The 24,350-nt window shown below is 36.5% G+C and carries 20 protein-coding genes; 7 read left to right on the forward strand and 13 right to left on the reverse strand.

The window, feature by feature from the left end:
* Window positions 1-48 precede the first annotated feature (48 nt).
* Entirely contained in the window at window positions 49-930 is an 882-nt protein-coding gene (locus BZG01_RS05630) for a lysophospholipid acyltransferase family protein (RefSeq protein WP_101308847.1), read from the forward strand.
* A gap of 33 nt (window positions 931-963) precedes the next feature.
* On the forward strand, window positions 964-1,986 hold the full coding sequence (locus tag BZG01_RS05635) for a glycosyltransferase family 2 protein (protein ID WP_101308848.1): 1,023 nt from the start codon (window positions 964-966) through the stop codon (window positions 1,984-1,986).
* Window positions 1,987-2,003: 17 nt separating this feature from the next.
* Here BZG01_RS05635 and sugE read toward each other — a convergent pair whose 3' ends face one another.
* The 3 genes from sugE to gldJ form a co-directional block, all read right to left on the reverse strand.
* Window positions 2,004-2,330: a quaternary ammonium compound efflux SMR transporter SugE gene (gene sugE, locus BZG01_RS05640; protein WP_281256415.1), complete on the reverse strand. Its 327-nt coding sequence runs from the start codon at window positions 2,328-2,330 to the stop codon at window positions 2,004-2,006.
* A gap of 2 nt (window positions 2,331-2,332) precedes the next feature.
* Window positions 2,333-3,622 (reverse strand): UDP-N-acetylmuramoyl-tripeptide--D-alanyl-D-alanine ligase, encoded by a 1,290-nt coding sequence (locus tag BZG01_RS05645; RefSeq protein ID WP_101308849.1) that lies wholly within the window; start codon window positions 3,620-3,622, stop codon window positions 2,333-2,335.
* A 97-nt stretch (window positions 3,623-3,719) separates the two neighbouring features.
* A complete protein-coding gene (gldJ, locus tag BZG01_RS05650; protein ID WP_101308850.1) occupies window positions 3,720-5,243 on the reverse strand; it encodes a gliding motility lipoprotein GldJ in 1,524 nt (507 codons plus the stop codon).
* A gap of 361 nt (window positions 5,244-5,604) precedes the next feature.
* Here gldJ and porU point away from each other — a divergent pair, with 361 nt between their 5' ends.
* The 4 genes from porU (at window position 5,605) to BZG01_RS05670 (ending at window position 11,625) form a co-directional block, all read left to right on the forward strand.
* Window positions 5,605-9,384: a type IX secretion system sortase PorU gene (gene porU, locus BZG01_RS05655; protein WP_101308851.1), complete on the forward strand. Its 3,780-nt coding sequence runs from the start codon at window positions 5,605-5,607 to the stop codon at window positions 9,382-9,384.
* Between the two features lie 58 nt (window positions 9,385-9,442).
* Entirely contained in the window at window positions 9,443-10,621 is a 1,179-nt protein-coding gene (porV, locus tag BZG01_RS05660; protein ID WP_101308852.1) for a type IX secretion system outer membrane channel protein PorV, read from the forward strand.
* A gap of 1 nt (window position 10,622) precedes the next feature.
* Complete coding sequence (gene ispF, locus BZG01_RS05665) at window positions 10,623-11,099, forward strand: 2-C-methyl-D-erythritol 2,4-cyclodiphosphate synthase (protein ID WP_101308853.1); 477 nt, start codon at window positions 10,623-10,625, stop codon at window positions 11,097-11,099.
* A gap of 166 nt (window positions 11,100-11,265) precedes the next feature.
* The gene (locus BZG01_RS05670) at window positions 11,266-11,625 is read left to right on the forward strand and encodes a CoA-binding protein (protein ID WP_101308854.1); all 360 of its coding nucleotides are present in this window, start codon (window positions 11,266-11,268) and stop codon (window positions 11,623-11,625) included.
* A 37-nt stretch (window positions 11,626-11,662) separates the two neighbouring features.
* Here the strand turns inward: BZG01_RS05670 and BZG01_RS05675 are convergent, their stop codons facing one another.
* From BZG01_RS05675 to BZG01_RS05695, 5 genes are all read right to left on the reverse strand, one after another.
* Window positions 11,663-11,986: a thioredoxin family protein gene (locus tag BZG01_RS05675; RefSeq protein ID WP_101308855.1), complete on the reverse strand. Its 324-nt coding sequence runs from the start codon at window positions 11,984-11,986 to the stop codon at window positions 11,663-11,665.
* Between the two features lie 159 nt (window positions 11,987-12,145).
* Window positions 12,146-12,982, reverse strand: a complete 837-nt coding sequence (locus BZG01_RS05680; RefSeq protein WP_101308856.1) for a zinc ribbon domain-containing protein — start codon at window positions 12,980-12,982, stop codon at window positions 12,146-12,148.
* Window positions 12,983-12,987: 5 nt separating this feature from the next.
* A complete protein-coding gene (locus BZG01_RS05685) occupies window positions 12,988-14,082 on the reverse strand; it encodes a Nif3-like dinuclear metal center hexameric protein (protein WP_101308875.1) in 1,095 nt (364 codons plus the stop codon).
* A gap of 19 nt (window positions 14,083-14,101) precedes the next feature.
* Window positions 14,102-14,437: a MerR family transcriptional regulator gene (locus BZG01_RS05690; RefSeq protein ID WP_101308857.1), complete on the reverse strand. Its 336-nt coding sequence runs from the start codon at window positions 14,435-14,437 to the stop codon at window positions 14,102-14,104.
* A gap of 150 nt (window positions 14,438-14,587) precedes the next feature.
* Window positions 14,588-15,556: a M23 family metallopeptidase gene (locus tag BZG01_RS05695; protein ID WP_101308858.1), complete on the reverse strand. Its 969-nt coding sequence runs from the start codon at window positions 15,554-15,556 to the stop codon at window positions 14,588-14,590.
* Window positions 15,557-15,686: 130 nt separating this feature from the next.
* On the opposite strand from BZG01_RS05695, the gene alaS reads away from it, so the two are divergent.
* Complete coding sequence (gene alaS, locus BZG01_RS05700) at window positions 15,687-18,320, forward strand: alanine--tRNA ligase (protein ID WP_101308859.1); 2,634 nt, start codon at window positions 15,687-15,689, stop codon at window positions 18,318-18,320.
* A 101-nt stretch (window positions 18,321-18,421) separates the two neighbouring features.
* Here the strand turns inward: alaS and ccsA are convergent, their stop codons facing one another.
* The 5 genes from ccsA to BZG01_RS05725 all read right to left on the reverse strand — a co-directional run bounded on the left by ccsA (window position 18,422) and on the right by BZG01_RS05725 (window position 24,158).
* Entirely contained in the window at window positions 18,422-19,207 is a 786-nt protein-coding gene (ccsA, locus tag BZG01_RS05705; RefSeq protein WP_180327233.1) for a cytochrome c biogenesis protein CcsA, read from the reverse strand.
* Window positions 19,208-19,247: 40 nt separating this feature from the next.
* The gene (locus tag BZG01_RS05710) at window positions 19,248-20,504 is read right to left on the reverse strand and encodes a cytochrome c biogenesis ResB family protein (protein WP_180327234.1); all 1,257 of its coding nucleotides are present in this window, start codon (window positions 20,502-20,504) and stop codon (window positions 19,248-19,250) included.
* A 131-nt stretch (window positions 20,505-20,635) separates the two neighbouring features.
* Window positions 20,636-22,147 (reverse strand): ammonia-forming cytochrome c nitrite reductase, encoded by a 1,512-nt coding sequence (gene nrfA, locus BZG01_RS05715; RefSeq protein ID WP_101308861.1) that lies wholly within the window; start codon window positions 22,145-22,147, stop codon window positions 20,636-20,638.
* Between the two features lie 113 nt (window positions 22,148-22,260).
* Window positions 22,261-22,860, reverse strand: coding sequence for a cytochrome c nitrite reductase small subunit (gene nrfH, locus BZG01_RS05720; protein WP_101308862.1), 600 nt, complete (start codon window positions 22,858-22,860; stop codon window positions 22,261-22,263).
* A 38-nt stretch (window positions 22,861-22,898) separates the two neighbouring features.
* Window positions 22,899-24,158, reverse strand: coding sequence for an alginate export family protein (locus BZG01_RS05725; RefSeq protein WP_101308863.1), 1,260 nt, complete (start codon window positions 24,156-24,158; stop codon window positions 22,899-22,901).
* Window positions 24,159-24,350 lie beyond the last annotated feature (192 nt).

The following is a 24,350-nucleotide window of genomic DNA, read 5'->3' on the forward strand; positions in this document are numbered from 1 at the left end:
ATGAATTTTCCTGCTTTCAGCAGATCATAAAAACACATTTTCACTTAAATGATAAAGCTTCTTTCCTATATGTTGTATGGTGTGGTAAGGCTAATAAGTTACTTGCCATCTTCAATACTGTATTTCTTTTCAGACATTCTTTTTCTTTTTGTTTACCACATTTTTAGATACCGAAGAAAAGTTGTTACCTCGAATCTTAAAAACTCTTTTCCTGAAAAATCTGAAAAAGAAATTCAGGCAATACGAAAGGAATTTTACTGTCATTTCTGTGATACTTTTATTGAGACCATAAAACTTTGGACAATTAGTGAAAAAGAAATTAGAAAACGCTGCAAATTTATAGCCCCGGAAATTCTCAACACATATAAAACATCAGGTAAAAGCGTTGTTATTGTATTTGGACATTATGGAAATTGGGAGTGGCTGACATCCATTAATTTATGGATAGAAGGATACTATCTACCTATCTACAAACCTCTTCATAATAAGGTTTTTGATAAAATGTTTCTGCAAATAAGAAAACGATTTGGAGCCAGGCCATTAGCCAAAAATGATACTTTGAGAACCATGATTTCATATCGAAATCAAAATAAATTTACAACTACTATTTTTATCGGTGATCAAACACCAAACAAAAGAAACCTCAACTACTGGACGAAATTTCTCAATCAGGATACTCCTGTTTTGCTGGGTACTGAACGTATCGCAAAAAAACTTGACCAGCCAGTAATTTTTGTTCATATGAAGAAAATAAAAAGAGGGCATTACGAAGTACACTTTATTCCTCTTTTTGATAATCCTAAAGCTACGGCTGAATTTGAAATCACTGAAACACACACACGTGTGCTGGAAGATATTATCAAAGAGGAGCCTGCATACTGGTTATGGTCTCATAAACGATGGAAACACACAAAACAAGACTCACAATAAGTAATTATATTGTAATACATCAGTAAAAAGAAAATGAATAGAATTGGAATCGTAATACTAAACTGGAACGGGAAAAAATTGTTAGAAACATTCCTTCCTTCTGTTATTTCTCACTCAAATCGGGAATGGGCCGATGTTATTATTGCAGACAATGCATCCAGTGATGATTCCATTGCATTTTTAGAAAAAGAATATCCTGATCTTCAAGTTATTCAGCTTGATAAGAATTATGGATTTGCTGATGGTTACAACAAAGCATTGGAGCAACTTTCGCACAGCTATTTCGTTCTTTTAAATTCGGATGTTGAGGTCACAGAAAATTGGCTTGACCCTATTTATAATCTTCTGGAAAAAGATTCGGACATTGCTGCTGCTCAGCCCAAAATTAAAGCTTATCACAATAAATCAGAATTTGAATACGCTGGTGCTTCCGGAGGTTTTATAGATTATTTGGGCTATCCATTTTGCAGGGGAAGAATACTGGATCAAATCGAAAGTGATTGCAATCAATACAACTCAGAGCTTGATATCTTCTGGGCTAGTGGTGCTTCTCTCTTCATTCGTGCCGACGTTTATAAAAAATCAGGAGGATTGGATGGTGACTTTTTTGCTCACATGGAAGAAATTGATTTGTGCTGGAGAATAAAAAATCAAGGATACCGAATCATTTCAGAACCTAAATCGACAGTTTATCATGTTGGAGGGGCAACCTTACCAAACCACAGCTCAAAGAAACTTTATTTAAATTTCCGCAACAACCTATTCATGCTGCATAAAAATCTGCCTGAAAATAAATTCTGTTCCATTCTCCTGAAAAGAATGATATTGGATGGTATCGCTGCGATGAAGTTTCTTTTAAGTGGCGAATTTTCAAATTTTGGTGCTGTGTTTAAAGCTCATCTTTCCTACTATTCCATGTTCTCAAAAATGAGAGAAAAACGCAAAAAGATGATTCCTTTTGTCACTAAAACAGATCACAAGGAAATGTATAAAGACAGCATTATTTTCGATTTCTATCTAAGAAAGAAAAAACATTTCTCCGACATCACCTTCTAAAAATTAAGAATTACTAATTAGTTCACGGCAGTGAATTTAAGGCCAATAATTGATACAAGAAGGAGAAGTAAAAAAAATATTCTTGAGAAATGAATTGGCTCGCTGAATAAAACAACGCCCAAAATTGCTGTTGTAAATGCTCCTATTCCTGTCCAAACAGCATAAGCAGTTCCAAGAGGTAATGTTTTTATTGCCAACGCAAGAAAATACAAACTTACCGCCATTGCCACAATCGTAATAACACTAGGCCAAAGTTTAGTAAACCCTTCGGCATATTTAAGCCCAATGGCCCAAACGGCTTCAAACAATCCTGCAATAATCAAATACACCCATGCGATAGCCATACTTACAATTTTTCAATTACCTGTTCCAAACGAATTCCTCTTGATCCTTTAATCAGAATATACTGGTTCAGCAGCTCTGTCTTATCAAGTTCCTTTATTAATTCGGAAGTATTTTTAAAGGTTTTGAACTGCTCATTAGAATTCACTTCTGTAAAAATATCACCAACTAAAAATACCGATTGCAATTGTCTATCCTGAATCAACTGCAATAAATCCAAATGTTCTTTGCGGGCATCAGAACCCAATTCCAGCATATCACCCAGAATAATGACTTTATTTTTCCTCGGCATACCTGCAAAATTTTCTATCGCGGCCTTCATACTGGTTGGATTCGCATTGTATGCATCCAGAAACAAAATGTTTTTCTCCGTTTTCTTCAATTGGGATCTATTGTTCCTGGGCACGTACTTTTCAAGCGCTTCCTTTATCTCAATCTCATCGATTTTAAAATATCGTCCTATAGTTACAGCAGCTAAAGCATTTTCAAAATTATAGGCGCCGATCAGTTTTGTTTTAATATACAATTTACCAATTGCTGATCTTATTTCTAAAACCAGATATGGTTCTGCCTGCAGAAATTTTGCCTTGGAAAATACATTCTCTGAATTTCCATAGCTAATAGATTCCTGATCATTCAACATCTTAGTCAGATAATCGTTATCAGCATTAATAAACACCTTTCCCCCATTCTTAAAAAGGAAATCGTACAACTCCTTTTTTGTTTTTACAACACCCTGAAATGAACCAAATCCTTCCAGATGTGCTTTTCCAACATTCGTTATGATTCCATAATCGGGTTCTGCAATTTCGCATAACTGCTTAATCTCTCCCGGATGATTAGCTCCCATTTCAACGATCCCAAATTCGGTATCTGCATTCATAGAAAGCAGAGTTAACGGAACACCAATATGATTATTAAGATTCCCAATTGTAGCTGCCGTTTGAAATTTTCTTCTTAGAACTTCATGAACCAATTCCTTCGTAGTCGTTTTCCCATTAGTTCCCGTAATAGCAAGAATCGGAATATTTAACTGCCTTCGGTGTTCTCTGGCTAAATCCTGAAGTGTCGCCAATACATTTTCAACCAAAACAAAACGGTTATCAACAGCATATTCCTGTTCATCAACAATTGCATAATTACAGCCTTTTTCAACTGCAGACATGGCAAATTTATTCCCATTGAAATTATCGCCTTTCAAAGCAAAGAAAATTGAATTGGGAACAATCTTTCTGGTATCTGTTACGACTATTGGATGTTCCTTAAAAAGAAGGTAAATATTTGACAACTGCATTGTATTCTTTTTCAGATTTAGTTAGACAAACGAAATTAGCAATTTCCAACAAAAAACCCCATCCTTTAGAGATGGGGTTTAAAAATATTTAAGATTACTACTTTGTCTTTTTATTTGCAGGATGTCCTACATGAGTCATTGCGCATCGGAATCCAATATCATCACGTGCTTCTTTCTGATTTAAAAAGCGACGTGCACTTGGTGACATCCAGTAAGCACGATCTTTCCATGAACCACCTTTGTATACCCGGGAATCATCAGTTATCATAGAACTAAAATCGCTTCCGTTCTGACCTCTGCCCTGAACATACATACGACTAGAACCTGCAGCCTGATGTTCTGGATTATTCCATGTATAATCTGAAACGATACTTGATTCAACATCACCATCCCGATAATTTCTATTATCCGCAGTTTTGTAGTTCTCACGCCCCACTAACTCCTCATCTTTTTGATTTCTGTAACGAATTCTTCCTAAACTATCTTTTTCTGCAATATTTCCTTCTTCATCTCTAACAGCAGTTTTAAAAACATTTCCTCTGTAAGGATTAAATTCCGAAATATCTTCAGGAGACATAGGACGATAAACATCAGCAACCCATTCGCTAACATTACCAGCCATACAGTACAATCCAAAATCGTTAGGCCAGAATGAATTTACAGGAACGGTAATATCACCGGCATCATTTAATGCACCGGCTGTTCCCATATAATCCCCACGTCCACGTGCAAAGTTAGCCATCATCTGACCGCGAACTTTTTTATCATCATTTCTAACCCAATGTCCGTTCCAAGGGAAAATCTTACGGTCAGTAATTCTTTCATCCTGTGAATTTCCAATTAAAGCAGCCGCAGCATATTCCCACTCTGCTTCGGAAGGAAGACGATATTTAGGTAATAACATTCCATCACTCCATCGAACCGATCTTTCTTCGTTATCCGGATTTAAATCCGTAAGATTCTTATTAACAGCACCTTCATACTGTCCAGCTAGATAGGCTTCAGTATTGAAATTATTTTCATCACGTTGAGTAGGATCATTATTCAAAATTCCTTTATCAATAAGAATTCTTTCATTTACACGATCGGTACGCCATTCGCAAAAATCAACTGCTTGTTCCCAACTTACGCCAACTACAGGATATTCTCCATAAGCAGGATGACGAAGGTAATTATTAACGTAAGGCTCATTGTAAGCAAGTTCATCACGCCAAACCAAAGTATCGGGCAATGCTTTTCTATAAACCTCTGGGTAAGAGACAAATACTCTCTTGATCCAATGTAAGTACTCTAAATAATCAACATTTCGAACCTCTGTCTCATCAATATAAAAAGAAGGAACTGTAACTCTTCTTGGAACATTGTTCCAATCATACATCACGTCCTGTTGTGTTCTTCCCATAGTGAATGTACCTCCCTGAATAAATTTCAGACCAGGACCAGTTTCTTGCTGAAAACCGCTATGATATTCAAAACCCCCATTCTCAGGTTCGTTATAAGCCCAACCAGTGGTTTTAGATTTTTCTCCCTTTCCAACAAGATTTTTCACTTTCGAACAAGATGGTAAAATCATCAGTGAAATTGCAAAAACAAAGAGAATAATGCTCGATTTTAATTTCATAATAGATTGAATGTAGTTTATCTCAAAAATACTTAACTCAACAAATATAACTAAAAGAGTACAGAGTTTATTGTATTTAATTTTACTTTTTTACAAAATCATTTAACATTTCAAGGGTATAATTCAGATCAAAAAAAAACACTGATCGCATGCTGCATGACTGCTTAAACATCCATATCACCCTAACTATCTGATACAAAACAATTTTAAAAAACCATCCGGTTCAATCCCCAAGAAAAGTCTTCCTTTTATCTTAATATCTTTTCTCGACTTTGTCTTAAGTTTTGCTTATTTTGCATACCTTCAATTCTCGCAAATCGCCAATTTGTTTAATTTAGATGTAAAACACCTGTAATTGTTTATGCGTTATCTGGTAATATTATTATTCTCCATTATAAGTGTTAGTTCATTTTCACAAACTACAACTCCAATTAATTTGGATTGGACAGAAAGTTTAATTGCCTATCCTACAGGAGAAAAAATTAACACTCTAACTTTTACAGGAGCTTCTTTGAATGAGGAAAACTCATGGATACCAGAATATTCACACCTACAATTAACAAGCTCAACCAACGAATTATTCACAGTCGAGTTATTTGATACGCAATTTAAATTGTTAAGTTCCACCGAAAGGCAGATTTTACGAAATAAAACAATCTCCAATACAATAAAACCTTCAATTAACACAGTTGTTATTCGAAAACAAAATTACCAACAAGTTAAATTTACGCCCATACGGAAGAATCCTTTAACAGGCCAACTCGAAAAATTGATTCGATTCTCACTGAGATTTCAAAAAAAAAGTCAGAATAAATCGCTAAAGCAAAGCAAATCTTACGTCGCCAGCTCTGTTCTTCAATCAGGAAAATGGTTGAAAATTGCAATTGACACCACAGCCGTGTATAAAATTACCTATTCCCAATTAATTGATATGGGAATTTCCAATCCGGAAAACATACGAATTTATGGATCCGGGGGGGGAATGCTTCCTAAAATGAACTCTGAAGATAGTCTGGATGATTTACCAAACAATTCCATTTACATGGATAAAGGAAGTGATGGTATTTTTAATTCGGGCGATTTCATTCTCTTTTATGCCAAAGGACCAAGATCATGGAAATTCGAAGAAGCCTCCAATGAATTTGTACACGAAAATCATTTGTACTCTGATTTCTCACATTATTTTCTTAGTTCTGACATGGGAAGTCCGACGCTCATTCAATCGGCAGCATCCTTATCTTCCTCTAATATAAATGTTACCGGATTTGATGATTACGCTGTATTCGATCAGGACGACACCAATCTTTTGGAGAGTGGCAGACTTTGGCTTGCGAATACTTTTGATGTTACGACGAATTATTCTTTCAATTTTTCATTCCCAAACCTAAAAACAGGAGAACCCCTTTTAATTAGTACAAATTTAGTGGCAAGATCATCGTCCGCAACAAAATTCAGTCTGCTTTCCGGAACGAATTTAATTGGAGATATTGAAATACCATCAGTAAACACAGGAAGCTATACGGCCAATTACGCATCGGTTGCAGAGAAGAAATTCATTAATTTCATTCCTTCATCTGCTAATTTTAAATTGAGTATTGACTATGAAAAAAGTTCCCCATCCTCAAAAGGATGGTTAAACTTTCTTCGGGTAAATGCCAGACGAAATTTGGTTTTCACCAACAATCAAATGGCATTTAGAGATTCCAAAACCATTGGTGTTGGCAATAAGGCAAAATTTACTCTTCAAAATACAAATGACAAAACTCAAATTTGGGATGTCACCTCTCCTCAATCTGTAAAATTAATTTCTGCTAATTACAATAACAATACAACATCTTTTACTGCAGATGCAAATTCTTTAAAAGAATATGTTGCCTGTGATCCAAATGGAAATTTCCCTGCACCAATTATTATTGGATCGGTTAAAAATCAAAATTTGCATGCTTTAGCTCAAACAGATATGATTATCATTAGTCCTTCCAAGTTTTTGTCTTACGCCAGTCAAATTGCAGATTTTCACAGAACCAAGGACAATTTAAAAGTTACTATTGTTGATCCGGAGGAGATCTACAATGAGTTTTCATCCGGTTCTCCTGACGTGAGCGCCATTCGTAATTTTGTAAAAATGTTTTACGATCGATCGACAAGTGACGAGAATCTACCCAAATATCTTTTACTTTTTGGAGATGGTTCATTTGATAATAAATCTGACCGCGAAAACAACACAAACCAAATTCTAACTTATCAATCGGAAAATTCTTTAAGTCCAACCCAGTCTTTTGTCACTGATGATTTTTTTGGACTACTTGATGATGATGAAGGAGAGGCAACCGGCATGGTAGATATTGGCATTGGACGTTTTCCTGTGAATACTTCTGAAGAAGCACAAATTGTCACCAATAAAATTTTAAACTACAACAATTCAGAGTGGGGAGATTGGAGAAGCAGGATCTGTTTTATTGGAGACGATGAAGACAATAATACTCACATGAGAGATGCTAATAAGCTAGCTGTACAGGTAGAAACAGACTATCCTCAATTTAAAATACAAAGAATTTTCCTTGATGATTATGAACAAATAACAAGTTCTGCAGGACAGGAATATCCTGATGTCAATTTAGCAATCAGCGAAAGCATAAACAAAGGAAGCCTGCTTATGAACTACACCGGCCACGGAAATGAAAACGGACTGGCACATGAACACATTCTAATGCTCGACGATATTTTAGGTTGGGAAAATCCTACTAAACTTCCACTATTCATGACTGCCACCTGTGAATTCAGCCGTTTCGACAATTACAAAAAACTCTCTTCTGGCGAGATGATTCTTCTTCGTGACAACGGTGGCGGCATCGGTTTGTTCACAACCACCCGATTGGTTTTTTCATCTCCGAATTTCAGCTTAAACCAAAATTTTTATCATCATGTTTTTGATAAAGATTTGGATGGAAACTATCTTCGTTTGGGTGACATCATGAGAAAAACTAAAAATGAAACAGGATCCGGCATTAATAAAAGAAACTTCACTCTTTTGGGAGATCCGGCTCTTAGACTTAATTATCCAACTCATTCAGCCAAAACACTTCAGATTAATAATGTAGATATCAGTCAACCAACAGATACTTTAAAAGCGTTGAGTAAGGTTCATATTTCCGGTGAGATAATTGCAGCTTCCGGCGAGACACTAAATGATTTTTCGGGAACTGTTTATTCAACGATATACGATAAAGCAACGACCAAATCGACCCGTGGAAATGATGGTGAACCTTTTGAATACACGATTCAAAACAGTGTTCTTTTTAAAGGAAAAGCCAGTGTTAACAATGGAAATTTTCATTTTAACTTTTTCGTTCCTAAAGATATTAATTATCAATATGGAAACGGGAAAATCTCCTACTACGCAAACAGTATGAATGCTGATGCGGCCGGATACACCAATAGTATTGTAGTTGGAGGTACAAATCCAAATGCGGATAAAGATAAAATTGGTCCTGAAATTGAACTTTATATGGACGATGAGCAATTCACTCCGGGCGGTATGACAGGCACATCTCCTCTTCTGTTAGCAATTGTTCAGGATTCCAGCGGGATAAATACCGTTGGTAATTCCATTGGACATGATATTATCGCTGTGTTGGATCAAAAAACGGATCAGCCTTATGAGCTTACTGATTTCTACGAATCGGATCTGGATAATTACCAAAAAGGAAAGATCAGCTACCGACTTTCCGATCTGGAAACAGGTGAACATGAAATTCAAGTTAAAGTTTGGGATAACGTAAATAACTCATCAGAAAATATACTTGAATTTTTTGTTGCAGATAATGCTGACCTTATTCTAAAGCACGTACTAAATTATCCAAACCCTTTTACAACCAATACAGGTTTTTATTTTGAGCACAATCAGGCCTCCAGAGAACTGGATGTTTTAATTCAGATACTCACCATATCAGGAAAATTAATTAAGACTATTGAAACAACAGTAAATTCAACCGGAAATCGTGTTGGTCCTATTCAATGGGACGGAAAAGACGATTTTGGCAATTCCATTGGTCGCGGAGTTTACTTCTATCGTGTAAAAGTTAGAGCCGATAATGGAAAAGTGGTGAATAAATTTCAAAAATTAGTAATCCTAAAATAATAAAAACCAAATTTAACAGTTTATTGAATATATTTGCAGACTATTATATTAAATCATTATGAACTACAAACTAACTCTAATCACAAGCCTTTTATCCATTTTGCTATTTTCAAACATGGAAACAAGTTGGGCACAGACCTCAACATCGGGAGCTAATTACATTTCAACAGCTGTTCCCTTCCTAACCATCACTCCCGACTCCCGTGCAGGTGCGATGGGAGATGTTGGTGTGGCTACATCGCCTGATGCGAATTCGATGCATTGGAATCCTGCTAAATTTGCCATGATTGATGGTAACTACGGAGTTGCAGCATCGTACACACCTTGGTTAAGAGACCTGGTTGATGATATGAGTCTTGCCTACTTAACCGGATATTATCGTTTGGATAAGAATCAAGTTCTTGCCTCTTCACTTAGATATTTTACCTTGGGTGAAATCATCTTTTTAGAAAGTGAGAACGCAACACCTGTTTCAAGGAACCCAAATGAGTGGGCTTTTGATGTTGCCTATTCAAGAAGATTAACCGATAATCTATCCGGAGCCATTGCATTTCGATACATCCGCTCTGATCTTACCCAATCTCAATATGTTGCAGGAGTGGAAACTCAAGCCGGAAATGCTTACTCCGCAGATATTTCTGTTTATTATCAGAAGGAATTTAAAAGAAACCGAAAAGAAATACTTTGGTCGTGGGGATTGAATATTTCAAATATCGGTTCCAAAATAAGCTATACAACCGACGATGAAAAGGAGTTTATTCCTACAAATCTTAGACTTGGGTCTGCACTTAAATTTGAATTGGATAATTACAATTCGTTAACTGTCGCTGCCGATTTTAACAAATTATTAGTTCCAACTCCTGCTAATGGTTCTCTTCAAGATGGTGAAGATAACGGAACCGTTATAGTTGGCGGACAAGCATCTAATAAATCGGTAATGAGTGGTATTTTCGGTTCATTCTCTGATGCTCCCGGCGGAATGAGTGAGGAATTTAAAGAAATTACATGGTCGCTTGGTCTTGAATACTGGTATCAAAAACAATTCGCATTACGCACAGGTTACTATTACGAACACGAAGAAAAAGGAAACAGAAAATATTTCACAGCAGGATTAGGCGTAAAACTAAACATGTTTGATTTGGATTTTTCGTACCTAATTCCTTCCACTCAAAATAATCCGTTAAAGAATACTTTGCGTTTTACACTTACTGCCAATATTGATAAAATTATAAAGTAAGATGAAGATTAGAGTTGGATTTGGTTACGATGTTCATCAATTAGCCGAAGGAGAAGAATTTTGGCTGGGAGGAATAAAATTAACCCATAGTAAAGGCTGCGTTGCTCATTCGGATGGAGATGTATTGATTCACGCTATTTGCGATGCTCTGCTTGGAGCAGCCAACATGCGTGATATTGGATATCATTTCCCTGATACCTCTAATGACTTTAAAAACATTGACAGTAAAATACTTTTGAAAAAAACGGTTAGGTTAATCGCCGAGAAGGGTTTTTCAATTGGAAATATTGACGCAACAATAGCACTGCAGCAACCCAAGATTAAACCGATCATTCCTGAAATGCAAAAAGTACTTTCGGATGTAATGGAAATTGACTTGGAAGATTTAGCAATAAAAGCAACAACAACAGAAAAACTGGGTTTTGTTGGTACCGAAGACGGTATTGCCGCTTACGCCACAGTTTTAATTCAAAAATAAGTACACTCAGTAGTTTTAATTGGTTAAAAACCTTCCCTGAAGTAATTTCAGGAAGGTTTTTTTTGCATTAAATAAAATCCATATTATCAACTACTCCTCTTTGATAATTTCTCCATTTTACTATATTTGTTGTATATAGATATATAAATATTTAAACTACATCACAATGAGAAAGACAGTTGTTATTGGTGCCAGCCTAAACGAGGAAAGATATTCAAATCAATGTGTGCGTTTGCTGCGTGAGCATAATATCGAAACCATTGCTGTTGGAAACAAAGAAGGTAAAATTGCCGACGTTGAAATTAATGTAGGGCGCCCATTCGAAAGAAAAGTTGAAACGGTTGCTGTTTACCTTTCTCCAAAAAATCAAGAAACCTATTACGATTACATTATAGGTTTGAAACCTGAACGGATTCTATTCCCTCCCGGAACAGAAAATCCGGAATTCTATCGCAAAGCAAATGCTCTGGGAATAGAAACGGAAGAAGCCTGTCCTTTGGTAATGCTTCGTACAGGAGTTTATTAGATGAATAAGTGCAGAGAGACGCTATGCTTTGGCGTCTCTAATTAAAAAGAAGCTCATAGGTACGTCTTATCTCCTCTTCAACTTGCGATACTCCTATTGATCGACTTTTACGTAAAACTTCTTTCCCATCCAAATAAACCAATAAACTGGGATTAGTATATAGACCTAATTGTGCAGCAATTTCAGGTTGTTGCGAATTATCAACATGAAAAGCCTTCAAGTTTGGAAACTGCTCCTTCATCATGTACCTAAGTTTAGGTGATAACACCTCGCATACTCCGCAGGAAGGCGCCGAAAAGTAAATATAAAATGATTCTCTTTTCTCTTTAAGTGTTTCCAATTCGGACAATGATAAGTTCATAAAGCAAATTCCGTTTTAAAATAGATTGCAAAAATAATAAAAACACAGGGGAGATTTCTTAAGATGCAGACAATTCGTACAACTGTAACAAAAATATTCACATTAAAAAAAGCTGTTTCAAAAAAATGAAACAGCTTTTTATATGATATAAGAATAGTACTATTCTTTTTTACGAGTTCTTCTTTTTGGCTTTTCAGCTTGTTCAGCTTTTTCTGCTTCCTCCAGGCTATTGTCATAATCAACAATAAAACGATCTACCAAAATACGCCCGCAATATTCACAAACGATAATCTTTTTACGAGAACGAATATCCATCTGACGTTGAGGTGGAATCTTATTAAAACAACCACCACAAGCATCACGCTCAACTGTTACAACTGCAAGACCATTTCTTGCATTTGAACGGATTCTTGTATACGCTGTTAACAATCTTGGTTCTATTTTTTTTCTAAACGAAGCAGACGCAGCAACCAATTTTTCTTCTTCAATTTGAGTTTCTGATACAATTGCATCAAGCTCACCCTTTTTGCCTTCCAAATCAGCTTTTCTCTCAGCAAAAACTTTATCTGAGTTTTCAATTACCGCTTTTTTGTTGGCAATTTCCGAAGTAAATTCTTTAATTCTCTTTTCGCACAATTCAATTTCTAAATTTTGAAATTCAATTTCTTTTGAAATAGAATCAAATTCACGATTGTTACGAACATTCATTTGTTGAGCTTCATACTTCTTAATAAGTAATCCTGCTTCTTTAATTTCTTGTTTTTTCTTCGCAACAGTTTCAACTAAATCTTTTACCTCATTGTTTAGGTTGGCAATCCTAGTATCAAGACCTGCGATTTCATCTTCCAAATCCTGAACTTCTAATGGAAGCTCTCCCCTTAGCGTTCTAATTTGGTCTACTTCAGAATCAACACACTGCATTTCGTACATTGTGCGCAATTTATCTTCTACTGAAATATCCTTAAAATCTGAAGCCTTTGGATCTTGTGTAGTCATATGTTTTACAAATAATTTATTGGATTCGAATTTATCTCTGAAATATAAACCGCAAAGTTAGGGAATTTTTTTGTAACAATCTCATAAAAAATATCTCTTGTAAATTGTTCACTTTCGTAATGTCCGATATCGGCAATTATTATTCTGCCTTCAGCATCAAAAAACTCGTGATATTTAAAATCTCCCGACACAAAAACATCAGCTTTTTGGCTGATAGCCTTACGTAACAAGGAGCTTCCACTCCCACCACATACTGCAACGGTTTTTATTCTTTTCTTACTTATCTGAGTGTGTTTTACGCATGCCGATCCGAATATTTCCTTTATCCTGTTTAAGAAGAAAAGTGGATCTTCGGGTACTGTAAGTTCGCCAATCATGCCCATTCCTACCTGTTTGTTGTCGTTTTCGAGCAAATAAATATCAAAAGCAACCTCCTCGTAAGGATGATTTTTTAGAAGTGCCGAACATATTTTCCCCTTTAAATGCTTTGGGAAAATAGTTTCGATGCGAACTTCAGGCTCTAAATGTAATTCTCCTTTTTCACCAACAAACGGATCGGTATTCTCTCCGCCTCTAAAGCTTCCGGTACCTTCAACAGCATAACTGCAGGAATCATAACCTCCAATGCTTCCGGCACCGGCCTCAAATAAAGAATCTCTAACTTTTTGAGCAAACTTATCGGGTACAAATGTTACCAGTTTATAAAGATCGTTGCTTACCGGAGATAAAATTCTCCTGTTTTGAAGTCCGATTAAATCGCAAATACGATCGCTCACCCCGCCTTTTACTGAATCTAAATTGGTATGGGCTGCATAAATTGAAATATTATTTTGAATGGCAAGAATTACTGTTCTCTCGACATAATTACTCCCATTAAAACGCTTTAACCCTTTAAAAACGATAGGATGATGAGCAATAATTAAATTTACCCCTTTATTAATGGCTTCCTCAACTACACTCTCTATAACATCCAAACAAATAAGAACACCGGTAACATCTGAATCATAACTACCAACCAGTAAACCTGAATTGTCGTACGATTCCTGATAGGTCAAAGGAGCCATCTCTTCGATAGATGAAACAATATCTCTTACTTTCAATTTCAACAAAATTTACGAATTACAATTCTTCCTTAATCTCAAGAAGCAGATCTTTAATTTCCTGTAAACGAGTAACAACAGCAAAATTATTCTCGGTATCTTCTTTATTCTCTTTCAACTTGAGCTGAGCTCCTTTAAGAGTCATCCCTCTTTCTTTCACTAAATGAAATATCAAATGAAAATTTTCAATATCCGCTTGTGTGAAAAACCGATTTCCCTTCTTATTCTTTTTAGGTTTTATAATATCAAATTCCTTTTCCCAAAATCGAATCAAAGAGGTATTTACCTGAAACATCTCAGCTACTTCTCCAATGGCATAATATAGTTTTTCGATTTTTTTTTCTTTGTAAGGCACCGATGTTACGATTTAAATTTCACAAGCCAAATAAATTGTATAGAAATGAACCGATTAGGACAATTTATTATCTAAAGTAACAAATAAAATGGCACGAAATAATATTTTCCGTGCCACTTTTTTATGCTTTCCTATTTTCTTTCGATAGAACTAATCCATTGTTTGACCAGTGTTGGCGGCATAAGCAACCATACTGTCATACTCGTCGGCTGTTAAATCGTTAAAAAAATAGTTGATCGGATCGATCGTCTTGTTATTCTTCCTTACTTCATAATGGATATGAGGTCCCGTTGAAGAGCCAGTATTTCCAAGGAAGGCAATAACTTCTCCCCGTCTTACTTTCTGTCCGGCTTTCACGTTGTAGCCATTGAGGTGAGCATATACGGTTTTGTATCCAAAACCGTGGTCAATTACAATTTTTTTGCCGTATCCCCTCTCTGTATTCTTATAGGTAACCACACCATCACCAGTTGCATATATTGGTGTTCCAATGGTTCCATTAAAATCCATTCCATCATGGAATTTACGGGTTTTATAAATAGGATGAATCCTCCATCCGTAACCGGATGAAATTCTTCCGAAATCTTTTATTGCAATCGGCATAATAGCAGGTATAGATGCAAGCATTTTAAACTTGTTCTTTACCATTACCTCAACGTCATCGTAAGATTTGGTCTGAACATACATTGATTTAGCTATACGGTCAATCTTTTTATTGGTTGAAATAACCAATTCAGAATTTTCAAGATTCTCTAAATTACTGTATCGGTTTACTCCTCCATAACCCGCTTTTCGAATATTTGAATGAATCGGTTCCGCCTCAAAAATCACACGATAAATATTATCATCCCGCTGCTCAAGATCCGTTAAAACGTTTTGAAGTTTTGCCAACTCTGAATTAAGACGGGTATATTGTGCAATTAACTGCTGATTTTCACGAATGAGAGATCTCTCTTTTGGGGATCCGAAAAAATAAAACAATACCACAACCATTACAATGGCAAGGACTGAACTTGAAGCCATGTGTTTAAGAACGTTAATTATTTTCGTCTTAAAATTGGCCTCTACTTTTTCGTAACTAATAGACTCTGGGTTAAACTGATACTTAGTCTTCGCCATGTAAAATTTTTAGATTTTTTTTATAGAAAAAAGCCTAAACTTTTTCCCTCCACAGCTAACAAAATTAAGGAAATAATCTAACTTTGCAAGCTAAGTATACAAATCAGATTGATATAAAACATAATAGCACATGAATTCTAACGAAATCAGACAGGCATTTTTGGATTTCTTTGCCTCAAAACAACATAAGACTGTTTCTTCGGCACCAATGGTTATTAAAGATGATCCAACTTTAATGTTCACCAATGCGGGAATGAATCAATTTAAGGATATATTTTTGGGTAACACTCCAATAAAATACAAGCGAATTGCCAACTCTCAAAAGTGCCTGCGCGTTTCAGGAAAACACAACGATTTAGAGGAAGTCGGTCACGACACCTACCATCATACCATGTTTGAAATGTTGGGTAACTGGTCGTTTGGTGATTACTTTAAAGAAGATGCTATCAATTGGGCTTGGGAACTTTTAACTGATGTATTCAAACTGCCGCAAGATAGATTGTACGCTTCTGTTTTTGAAGGAAGTGCTGATGATAAATTAGGCCGTGATGATGAAGCTGCAGAATTATGGGCCAAGTTTCTTCCTGCCGAACAAATTATAAACGGAAATAAGAAGGACAATTTCTGGGAAATGGGTGATACAGGGCCATGTGGACCTTGTTCCGAGATTCATGTTGATTTACGTAGTGATGAAGAACGGAAAATTGTTGCCGGTCGTGATTTGGTAAATAAAGATCACCCGCAGGTAATTGAAATTTGGAATCTTGTATTTATGCAATACAATCGCAAAGCGGATAGTTCTCTGGAAGCTTTGCCTCATCAGCATGTAGATACAGGGATGGGATTTGAGCGTTTGTGTATGGCTATGCAGGGAAAAACATCAAATTACGATACTGATGTATTCCAGCCAATTATTCAGACAATTGCAAAAATGAGTGCCAAAGAATATGGTAAGGATGAGGAAATTGATATTGCTCTTAGAGTAATTGCCGACCATATTAGAACCATTGCTTTTGCTATTACCGACGGACAATTGCCCTCAAACAATAAGGCAGGATATGTAATCCGAAGAATTTTGAGAAGAGCCGTTCGTTACGGCTACACTTTCCTTGGCTTTAAAGAGCCATTTATGCATCGTTTAATTCCGGTACTGATTGAGGTGATGGGAAAACATTTCCCTGAACTGATTAAGCAACAAAACTTAATCGAAAAGGTAGTAATGGAAGAGGAAAACTCTTTCTTAAGAACTCTCGAAAACGGAATTCGCCTTTTGGATCAAATTATTGATAAAACAAAATCGGAAGATTACAAAGTTGTATCGGGTAAGGTGGCTTTTGAATTGTACGATACCTATGGTTTTCCATTGGATTTAACGGAATTGATTTTGAAAGAAAACGATTTGGTTATCAACCGCAAAGAATTTAACGAAGAAATGGAAGCTCAAAAAAATCGTTCGCGTTCAGCAACATCTGTTGATACCGGCGATTGGATTGAGATTTTAAAAGATGACGTAGAAGAATTTGTTGGTTACGATTATCTGACTACTGCTGTAAGAATTACCCGTTACCGTAAAATTTCTTCGAAAGATAAAGACCAATATCAAATGGTTTTCAACATTACTCCCTTTTATGGTGAAAGCGGTGGACAAGTTGGAGATACCGGATACATTGAAGCAAATGGAGAAAAAATTTCTATTGTAGATACAAAAAAGGAACATGGATTAATTGTTCATTTTGCAAAAGAATTACCAAAAGATCCAACTGTTGTATTTAAGGCTGTAGTCAGCGAAAGTAAAAGAACTTTAATTGCAAATAACCATACAGCAACTCACCTAATGCACCACGCACTCCGCGAAGTATTGGGCGGGCATGTGGAACAAAAAGGATCTCTTGTAAATGCTGATCATTTGCGATTTGATTTTTCGCATTTTCAGAAACTAACCGAGGAAGAAATTGCCAAGGTAGAAGAAATTGTGAATGCTAAAATTCGTGAGAACATCTCTATCGAAATAAAGAATAACATACCAATGACTGAGGCTGTAAACCTTGGTGCAATGGCTTTATTTGGCGAAAAATACGGCGATTTGGTTCGCGTTATTAAATTTAATGATTCAGTGGAGCTTTGCGGAGGAACACATGTGAGTGCTACCGGTCAAATCGGGTATTTCAAAATTACATCGGAAAGTGCAATTGCTGCCGGAGTAAGAAGAATTGAAGCAATTACGGCTGTAAAAGCAGAACAATTTATCAACGATAAGTTGAATACCTTAAAAGAGATTGAACGCATTTTTAAATCAAATCAGAATCTGATTAAGAACATTACTGATTTAATGAATGAGAATTCAGGTTTGAAAAAGGATTTGGATGGGTTCGTAAAAGATCGTTTGAAAATCGTTAAGAATAATTTGAAAGGAAATATCTCGGTAACGAATGATGTTAATATTATTGCTGAATCAATTGCTGTTGCCAGCGCAGGTGACATTAAGGATATCGCATTTCAACTAAAAGGAGAAGTTGATAATCTTGTGTTTATTTCGGGTGCCGATTTGGATGGAAAAGCAAACATTACCATCATGTTCTCGGATAATCTGGTAAAAGAATACGATTTGAATGCAGGAGCAATTATTCGTGAAGCTGCCAAAGAAATTAAAGGCGGCGGTGGCGGACAACCTTTCTTCGCATCAGCTGGAGGTAAAGATCCAAAAGGACTTGAAAAAGCAATTGAAGTAGCTAAGAAAATGGTTCTTCATAAAATTGAAGCTTAATTACGGACAGTTAGCACAAAATTAAAAGTAAAACATAAATGTAACAATACAAAAAAACGCCGTTTCAATTGAAACGGCGTTTTTTTGTATTCTAATATATCTTATGGCTGTTGACTATAGGTATGAACGCTAAATTGTGCAGACGGCAGGTAGTTAACTCCAAACCAACAAATCAGAAGAATCACAAATGCAAGTGCCAATATCCACAAAGAAGATTTAAATTTTGACGGCATTTGGAACCGACGATGGATGTAGACCAAATAACCCAACCATGTGATAAATGCCCAGGTTTCTTTCGGATCCCATGTCCAATAGTGTCCCCAAGCTTCTTTTGCCCATAAAGCTCCAAAAAGCAATCCCAGCGTTAGGAATGCAAATCCCAGATAAACCAGATTATCTGCCATGAGCATGATTTTAGGCTGTAATTCGGTTTTGTATTCCTGATACAAACCACGAATCGCAACTAAGGAAGATGCAGCCAAAAAAGCATAGGCACAGATGTAGACCACCACATGAGGTACAAACCACGGGCTTTGTAATGCAGGCATTAAGGTTTTAGAAAAATTCTCAGGATGCAGATAATTAATAAAAAGAAAGAGCATTGACAAAGCCAGGCTGTAATACAGCATCCAGTTGTAACGCCAGCGCCAATAGGTTAAAAAACCAATTATTGGTAGAAAGAAAGCATACCACAAACGTGTTTCGCCCAAAGTCCGTAATGGTGGCCGCTCCAGATTAATCCATAAAAAACCTATAAAAATGGCTATACCTGCAATTCCTGCAAGAACCAATATATTTCTAATCAGCTCTCGTTTGGGAATAAACGCAGCCAACAACCATGTGCTTGTACTGATTCCTGCTGCCAATAAAAAATGATTCCATATCATTAGTCAAAACTTTAAATACGACTATAAAAAACAGTAAATTTTAATTCGAAACACCCTTAATCGTTTCCTCATTTTTCACTTTATTGCCACGCCAAAACATGTAAACCGAACCGATCATCATCATAAAAACTCCTATATATACAAATATCTGCCAAGGATCTTTCACTACCTCTACAATGCTTTTTGTGGAGTAAATTCCCATCTTCTCATCGTAGCTAAGTTGATATATTTTCCAACCATTTACAGTAAATGACTTATTCACTTCCAAAGTTTGTTCCTGTTTTTGTCCATCGGGAGTGTAAATGCTAACTTCTGATGAAAACTTTTTAGGTTCGGGTACTGTCATCAGCAATGAAAATCGTTCATCAATCTTTAAAGACTCATGTGGACGATTAAAGCTGCCACAACTGATCCATCCTGTAATAGTATCTTTGGCTGGAGTTATAAGTCTCACCTTAGCTGCCGGAGCAGCTCCCAAATCAACCATGGAATAGTACTTATCCCCGGCCCTTCCTGATGTCAAAAAAAACTCATCAACCTTAATCTCCCAATCGTGGAGCTGACAGACAAGCTTATTTTCGATCATGATCATTGATGGCTTGGTGGCTTCGTAAAGCATTCCTGTTGTGTTATCAACAACTGCCAATTTAGGATGAAACTCTTCAATTTTAAAATCGTTCAGCTTTATTGCCAGCGGTAATTCAAAATAATTTCCTTTGTCATCGTAAGCTCTTCCTTCAATTCGGTTCTCGATTAAATCCATACGAAGCCGCTGTAAATCTCCGGAACCCAATCCGGCCGCAAATACTGTTATCCAAAGTCCTAAATGGCTGCATACAAATCCCCAGTTTTTCCATTTTAACGGAAATAGTTTTCGAACCACTACCATTCCTAAAATAAATAGTAAATAAAAATTGATGAATAAAAAAGGAATGGAAGTTGTCAATCGATTAAAACCAAGGCTTGTTACAATTCTCTTGTTATCCATAGGAATTTGAGGGGTAATCCCCATGATCACCACCAAAACACTTAAGCCGGCAATTGCACCGATTGATGCAGGAATCCCGGAAAGGAATTTGAATATTGGTTTCTTCCTTATCAAGACATAAACAAGAGCAATCAATAAAATATATACAGTTCCAAGAATCAGATTTTGAGGAAATACAATTGAACCAAAAGAAGCACTACCAACAGTAAATTCCAGAACAAATCCAACAAGAAGCAAGCCAAAAGCAAACAAAAAGCTCTCAGAATATCCCCAAGGTGATTGCCATAAGGGTTTTGTATTTTTATTCATATTAATTTCGGCGGATAAAAAAATGATCTTATGCTTAAAATGATTTGAACCTGAAACCAATCTAAGTTTTCTAAATATAAAAATTATGCCGCCCAATATGGACGGCATGCCTAATAAAACATCTATTTAGATTACATTTTAACCTGATAGGTACTTTCGCGTTCTTTCGCTTTTTTCTCCCACTCAGGAACCATAGTTTTCAAGAACTCTTGTTTTTCCTGATTTAACTTATCAATATCAATGCCAATGAATTTCTGAGCTTTTGCTTTTGTAGCGATATCCGGATAAGCAAGCTCTTCGTTAAAACCGTATTTAGCGAAAATTCTTGCCAATGAAATTCTTGCATCCTGAGCACGAACGATACCTGTAGAAATTACACGTCCAATTTCTGTTGGGGCATGAAAAGATCCTCCATGAGAGGCTGCAGCATAATCCCAACGCCATTGAGCGTGACGAATATCCATCAATACAGATTTCATCTCAACTTCTGAGGTACCTAATTCCCAGGCTTTTGCTGCCTCAACATGAGCACGAACGAGTAGTTCTTCTAATTTATCGCGGTTTCCAATAATCTGATCCTGACGGGTATAAACATTCTGAATCAACTTATCTGTCTCTTCGCGGTGACAAACCTGACATGAATTGGCTACATTGTTTAAAGGAGATTGAATATGGTGATCAGTAAATTTCTGTCCACCTTCCGATTTATACGGCATGTGACAGTCAGCACAAGAAACACCTCGGTCAGCATGAATGCCTTTCGAATAAATCTCATATCCCGGATGCTGTGCTTTCAACATTGGCGCTTTACTCAATTTATGAGTCCAGTCACTAAACTCAATCTCATCGTAATACTCTTCCATTGCCTCTACACTAGTTCCTTTATCCCAAGGCAAAGTTAGATAATTAGCTCCTTCAACACGTTTCTTATCGAAGTAATACTCAACGTGACACTGAGCACATACTAAAGAACGCATTTCCTGATGAGTTGCTTTGTTGATATCCTTTCCCTGACGGTCGAATGCTTCAATTAAAGCCGGACGGGAAATTCTTAAATTCATAGTTTCAGCATCGTGACAATCTGCACATCCAATAGGATTTACAATTTCGGCTCCTTTACCTGCCCATTTTCCTTTGTAAAATTCGGCAACACCAATTTCGTTCATTAAGCGAGGTACATCCGGAGACTTACAGGTCCAGCAAGTTGCCGGCATAGGTCCGTCATTTTCATCTTTTGGCCCTCCGGTTCGTAAAATATTTCTCACATCATCAATTGCATAGTAGTGACCGCGGCCCTGATTATATTCTTTCGAAAAACCATATCCAGCCCAAAGTACAACCAATCTAGGATCAACTTCCAACATGTCGATCATAGCACTACCGTTATATTTACTGCGGAATGTGGTATCAGCTGTTTTGTAATAAGATTCAAATTCTCTTGGGAAATTCTCACCCCAAACTTCGTTGCGGGGCTCCCACTGATCATGCTTAACTTGAGGAGTATAAGCAAAAACTGATTCTGCTCTTCGTTCCATGATTGATGAAGCTAACAATCCAAGCAGAAATACAACCACCAATGTTACAAGGAAGATCGCCCACCCTAACATTGGTTTTTTGCCTATAGATTCTTGTATTGGTTTCATATGTTTATAATTTTAAGTTTTTGTCATATGTAACTTACCATGCCTGGATATTCATCTTCCTGTGTGTCAAAATACTTTGGCATGGACGTTTCATATGCTTAATTATTTAGGTTTTATTCGTTTTCTGATTTTGATTCTTTCATATATTCCTGTAACCAATCCGGCACCGGACTTTCCGGTAGTGGAACCCTGGCGTTTGGAACACTGGACAGGCTATTAACCCGTCCGTGGGGAACCTCTCTGTGACATTCCCAACATACACGATCCTGTGTATTGTATGCATGCATAGGTACCTGTGATGCTAGTTTAGGATCAGTAAGTGTTTGACTGTGGCAGCGAATGCAATTGTTGTGAACAACCTTCTTGCCTTCCTCCAAAATAAAGATTACTTCAGGTTCCATTCGCAGGGCAAACATACTTGCATGCCGCAAGCCATCTTTGGCCTTAAAGAAGTACTTGTTGAATACATTGTTATGCGGAACATGACAATCATTGCAAGTAGCTACTTCGCGATGAGAACTGTGCTGGTATGTGGCAAATTGCGGAGCCATAACATGACAGTTTACGCAAGTCTCAGGATTGTCGGACAGATAGGATGCTGCCTTTGAAAGGTAGAGCACATAAAAGCCAAGTCCGACAAATATTCCCAGAGACACCAAAACAGGAAGTTTCCATTGTGGAGGTGGTGTTAGAAATTTGAATAGTTTTCTCATTAGCAAAAGTTTTGATGTATAGGGTTTTTCTTTTGACGCTATTTTTTCAAGAAATCAGGAGTAAAAACAAGCATTACCCATCCCCAGTTCTGAGTTTCGTCTTTGTCGCCACCTTTTAATACCTGCATAGAATCTGTTGCGAATAAATGAGAATAACCAGCCTTAAATAGTACATTATCTGAATATTTATAACCAACTGAAAGATCAAGCTCAGTACCTAAATACTTATCTTGCTTATCCACTCCGCTGTATAAATCGGCTTGTGTTGAAAACAGATGAATCGCCGCAGCAAAAGATAATTTATCCTTAGCATAGTCTAATCCTCCATAAATATCCTGAAGTCCTACACTGCCAACATGGTTTCCAACATAGAAATAATCCATATGACCATTGAATTTATGGTTGGTTCCGAATAATGGATTAAATGCTTTATTTTTTCCTGAGGCGTTTGAGTCATTACCTGAAAGAACTTCAACTCCAGCGTTACCTTTCCAAGCTTCCCCAATAGGAAACTTCATTCCAAGATTGAACATATACGCACTTAGATTGTTATCATTCCAATCTTTACCTGACTGCCCATACAATGAGCCTGTAAACGAAATTTTACCCGGACGATAGCTCATGATTGTACCAAAAGTTTGCTGATACTTGTTTACAAGATCAACTTTATCATCTACCTCATTACTGTGTTGAAAACTTAAATTCATAAACAACAAGCTGAAATCAAATTGATCGCTCTTGCGATTGTACCATGCAAACTGCATGTTCTTATAATTAGTAAAGTACAATTGTTTTGATAATGTTTCAGCATCGTTATTCACTGCCAACCCAACATGGAACTGACCATTTTCATCTGTTTTATACTTTAACAAAGCCAAATCGTGACTTCTGGCCTGTTGTGCCCACCCCACATTACCTAAAATTCTTGAATCATCATAAACCAATTCCTGACGACCCACTTTTAGGGATAAACTTTCATTAAAAATTATCTCTCCCCATGCTTCGTGAAGCATCAACTGGTTTTTATCAGACATATTTAATTGTGCAACATCTCCCCAAACCCGAACATCCTGCAGGGATAATCCTACACGAAATTTTGAATCGTTGTAATTTAAATTAAGACGGGTACGCTGAGAGGTAAACAAAGCGGCATCGTCGGTTGAATTAAATAATGATTTTAACCCGTGGCGATACTCTGTGCGTGGCCGGAGTTCTCCCTTAAAAGTCAACTGTGCCATTGATAGCATAGGCACCAATCCCAAAAATAGGATTAAGGATAAGCAAAATAGTTTTTTCATAGTTTAGGTATAGATTATCTATTTAAAAAACTGTTCATCAAAACAGTTATAATAAAGATTACAATGCAATACTAACCAGATTAATGATCTATGTCAACATTAAAAGATTATTTAAATTTATTATATTTAAATTTTAATATCTTTTTATCCTTTACTATTCTTTATATTCAAGCTTTTCATATCAATAAAGAC

It is taken from the genome of Labilibaculum manganireducens (assembly GCF_002843385.1).
GTDB lineage: Bacteria > Bacteroidota > Bacteroidia > Bacteroidales > Marinifilaceae > Labilibaculum > Labilibaculum manganireducens.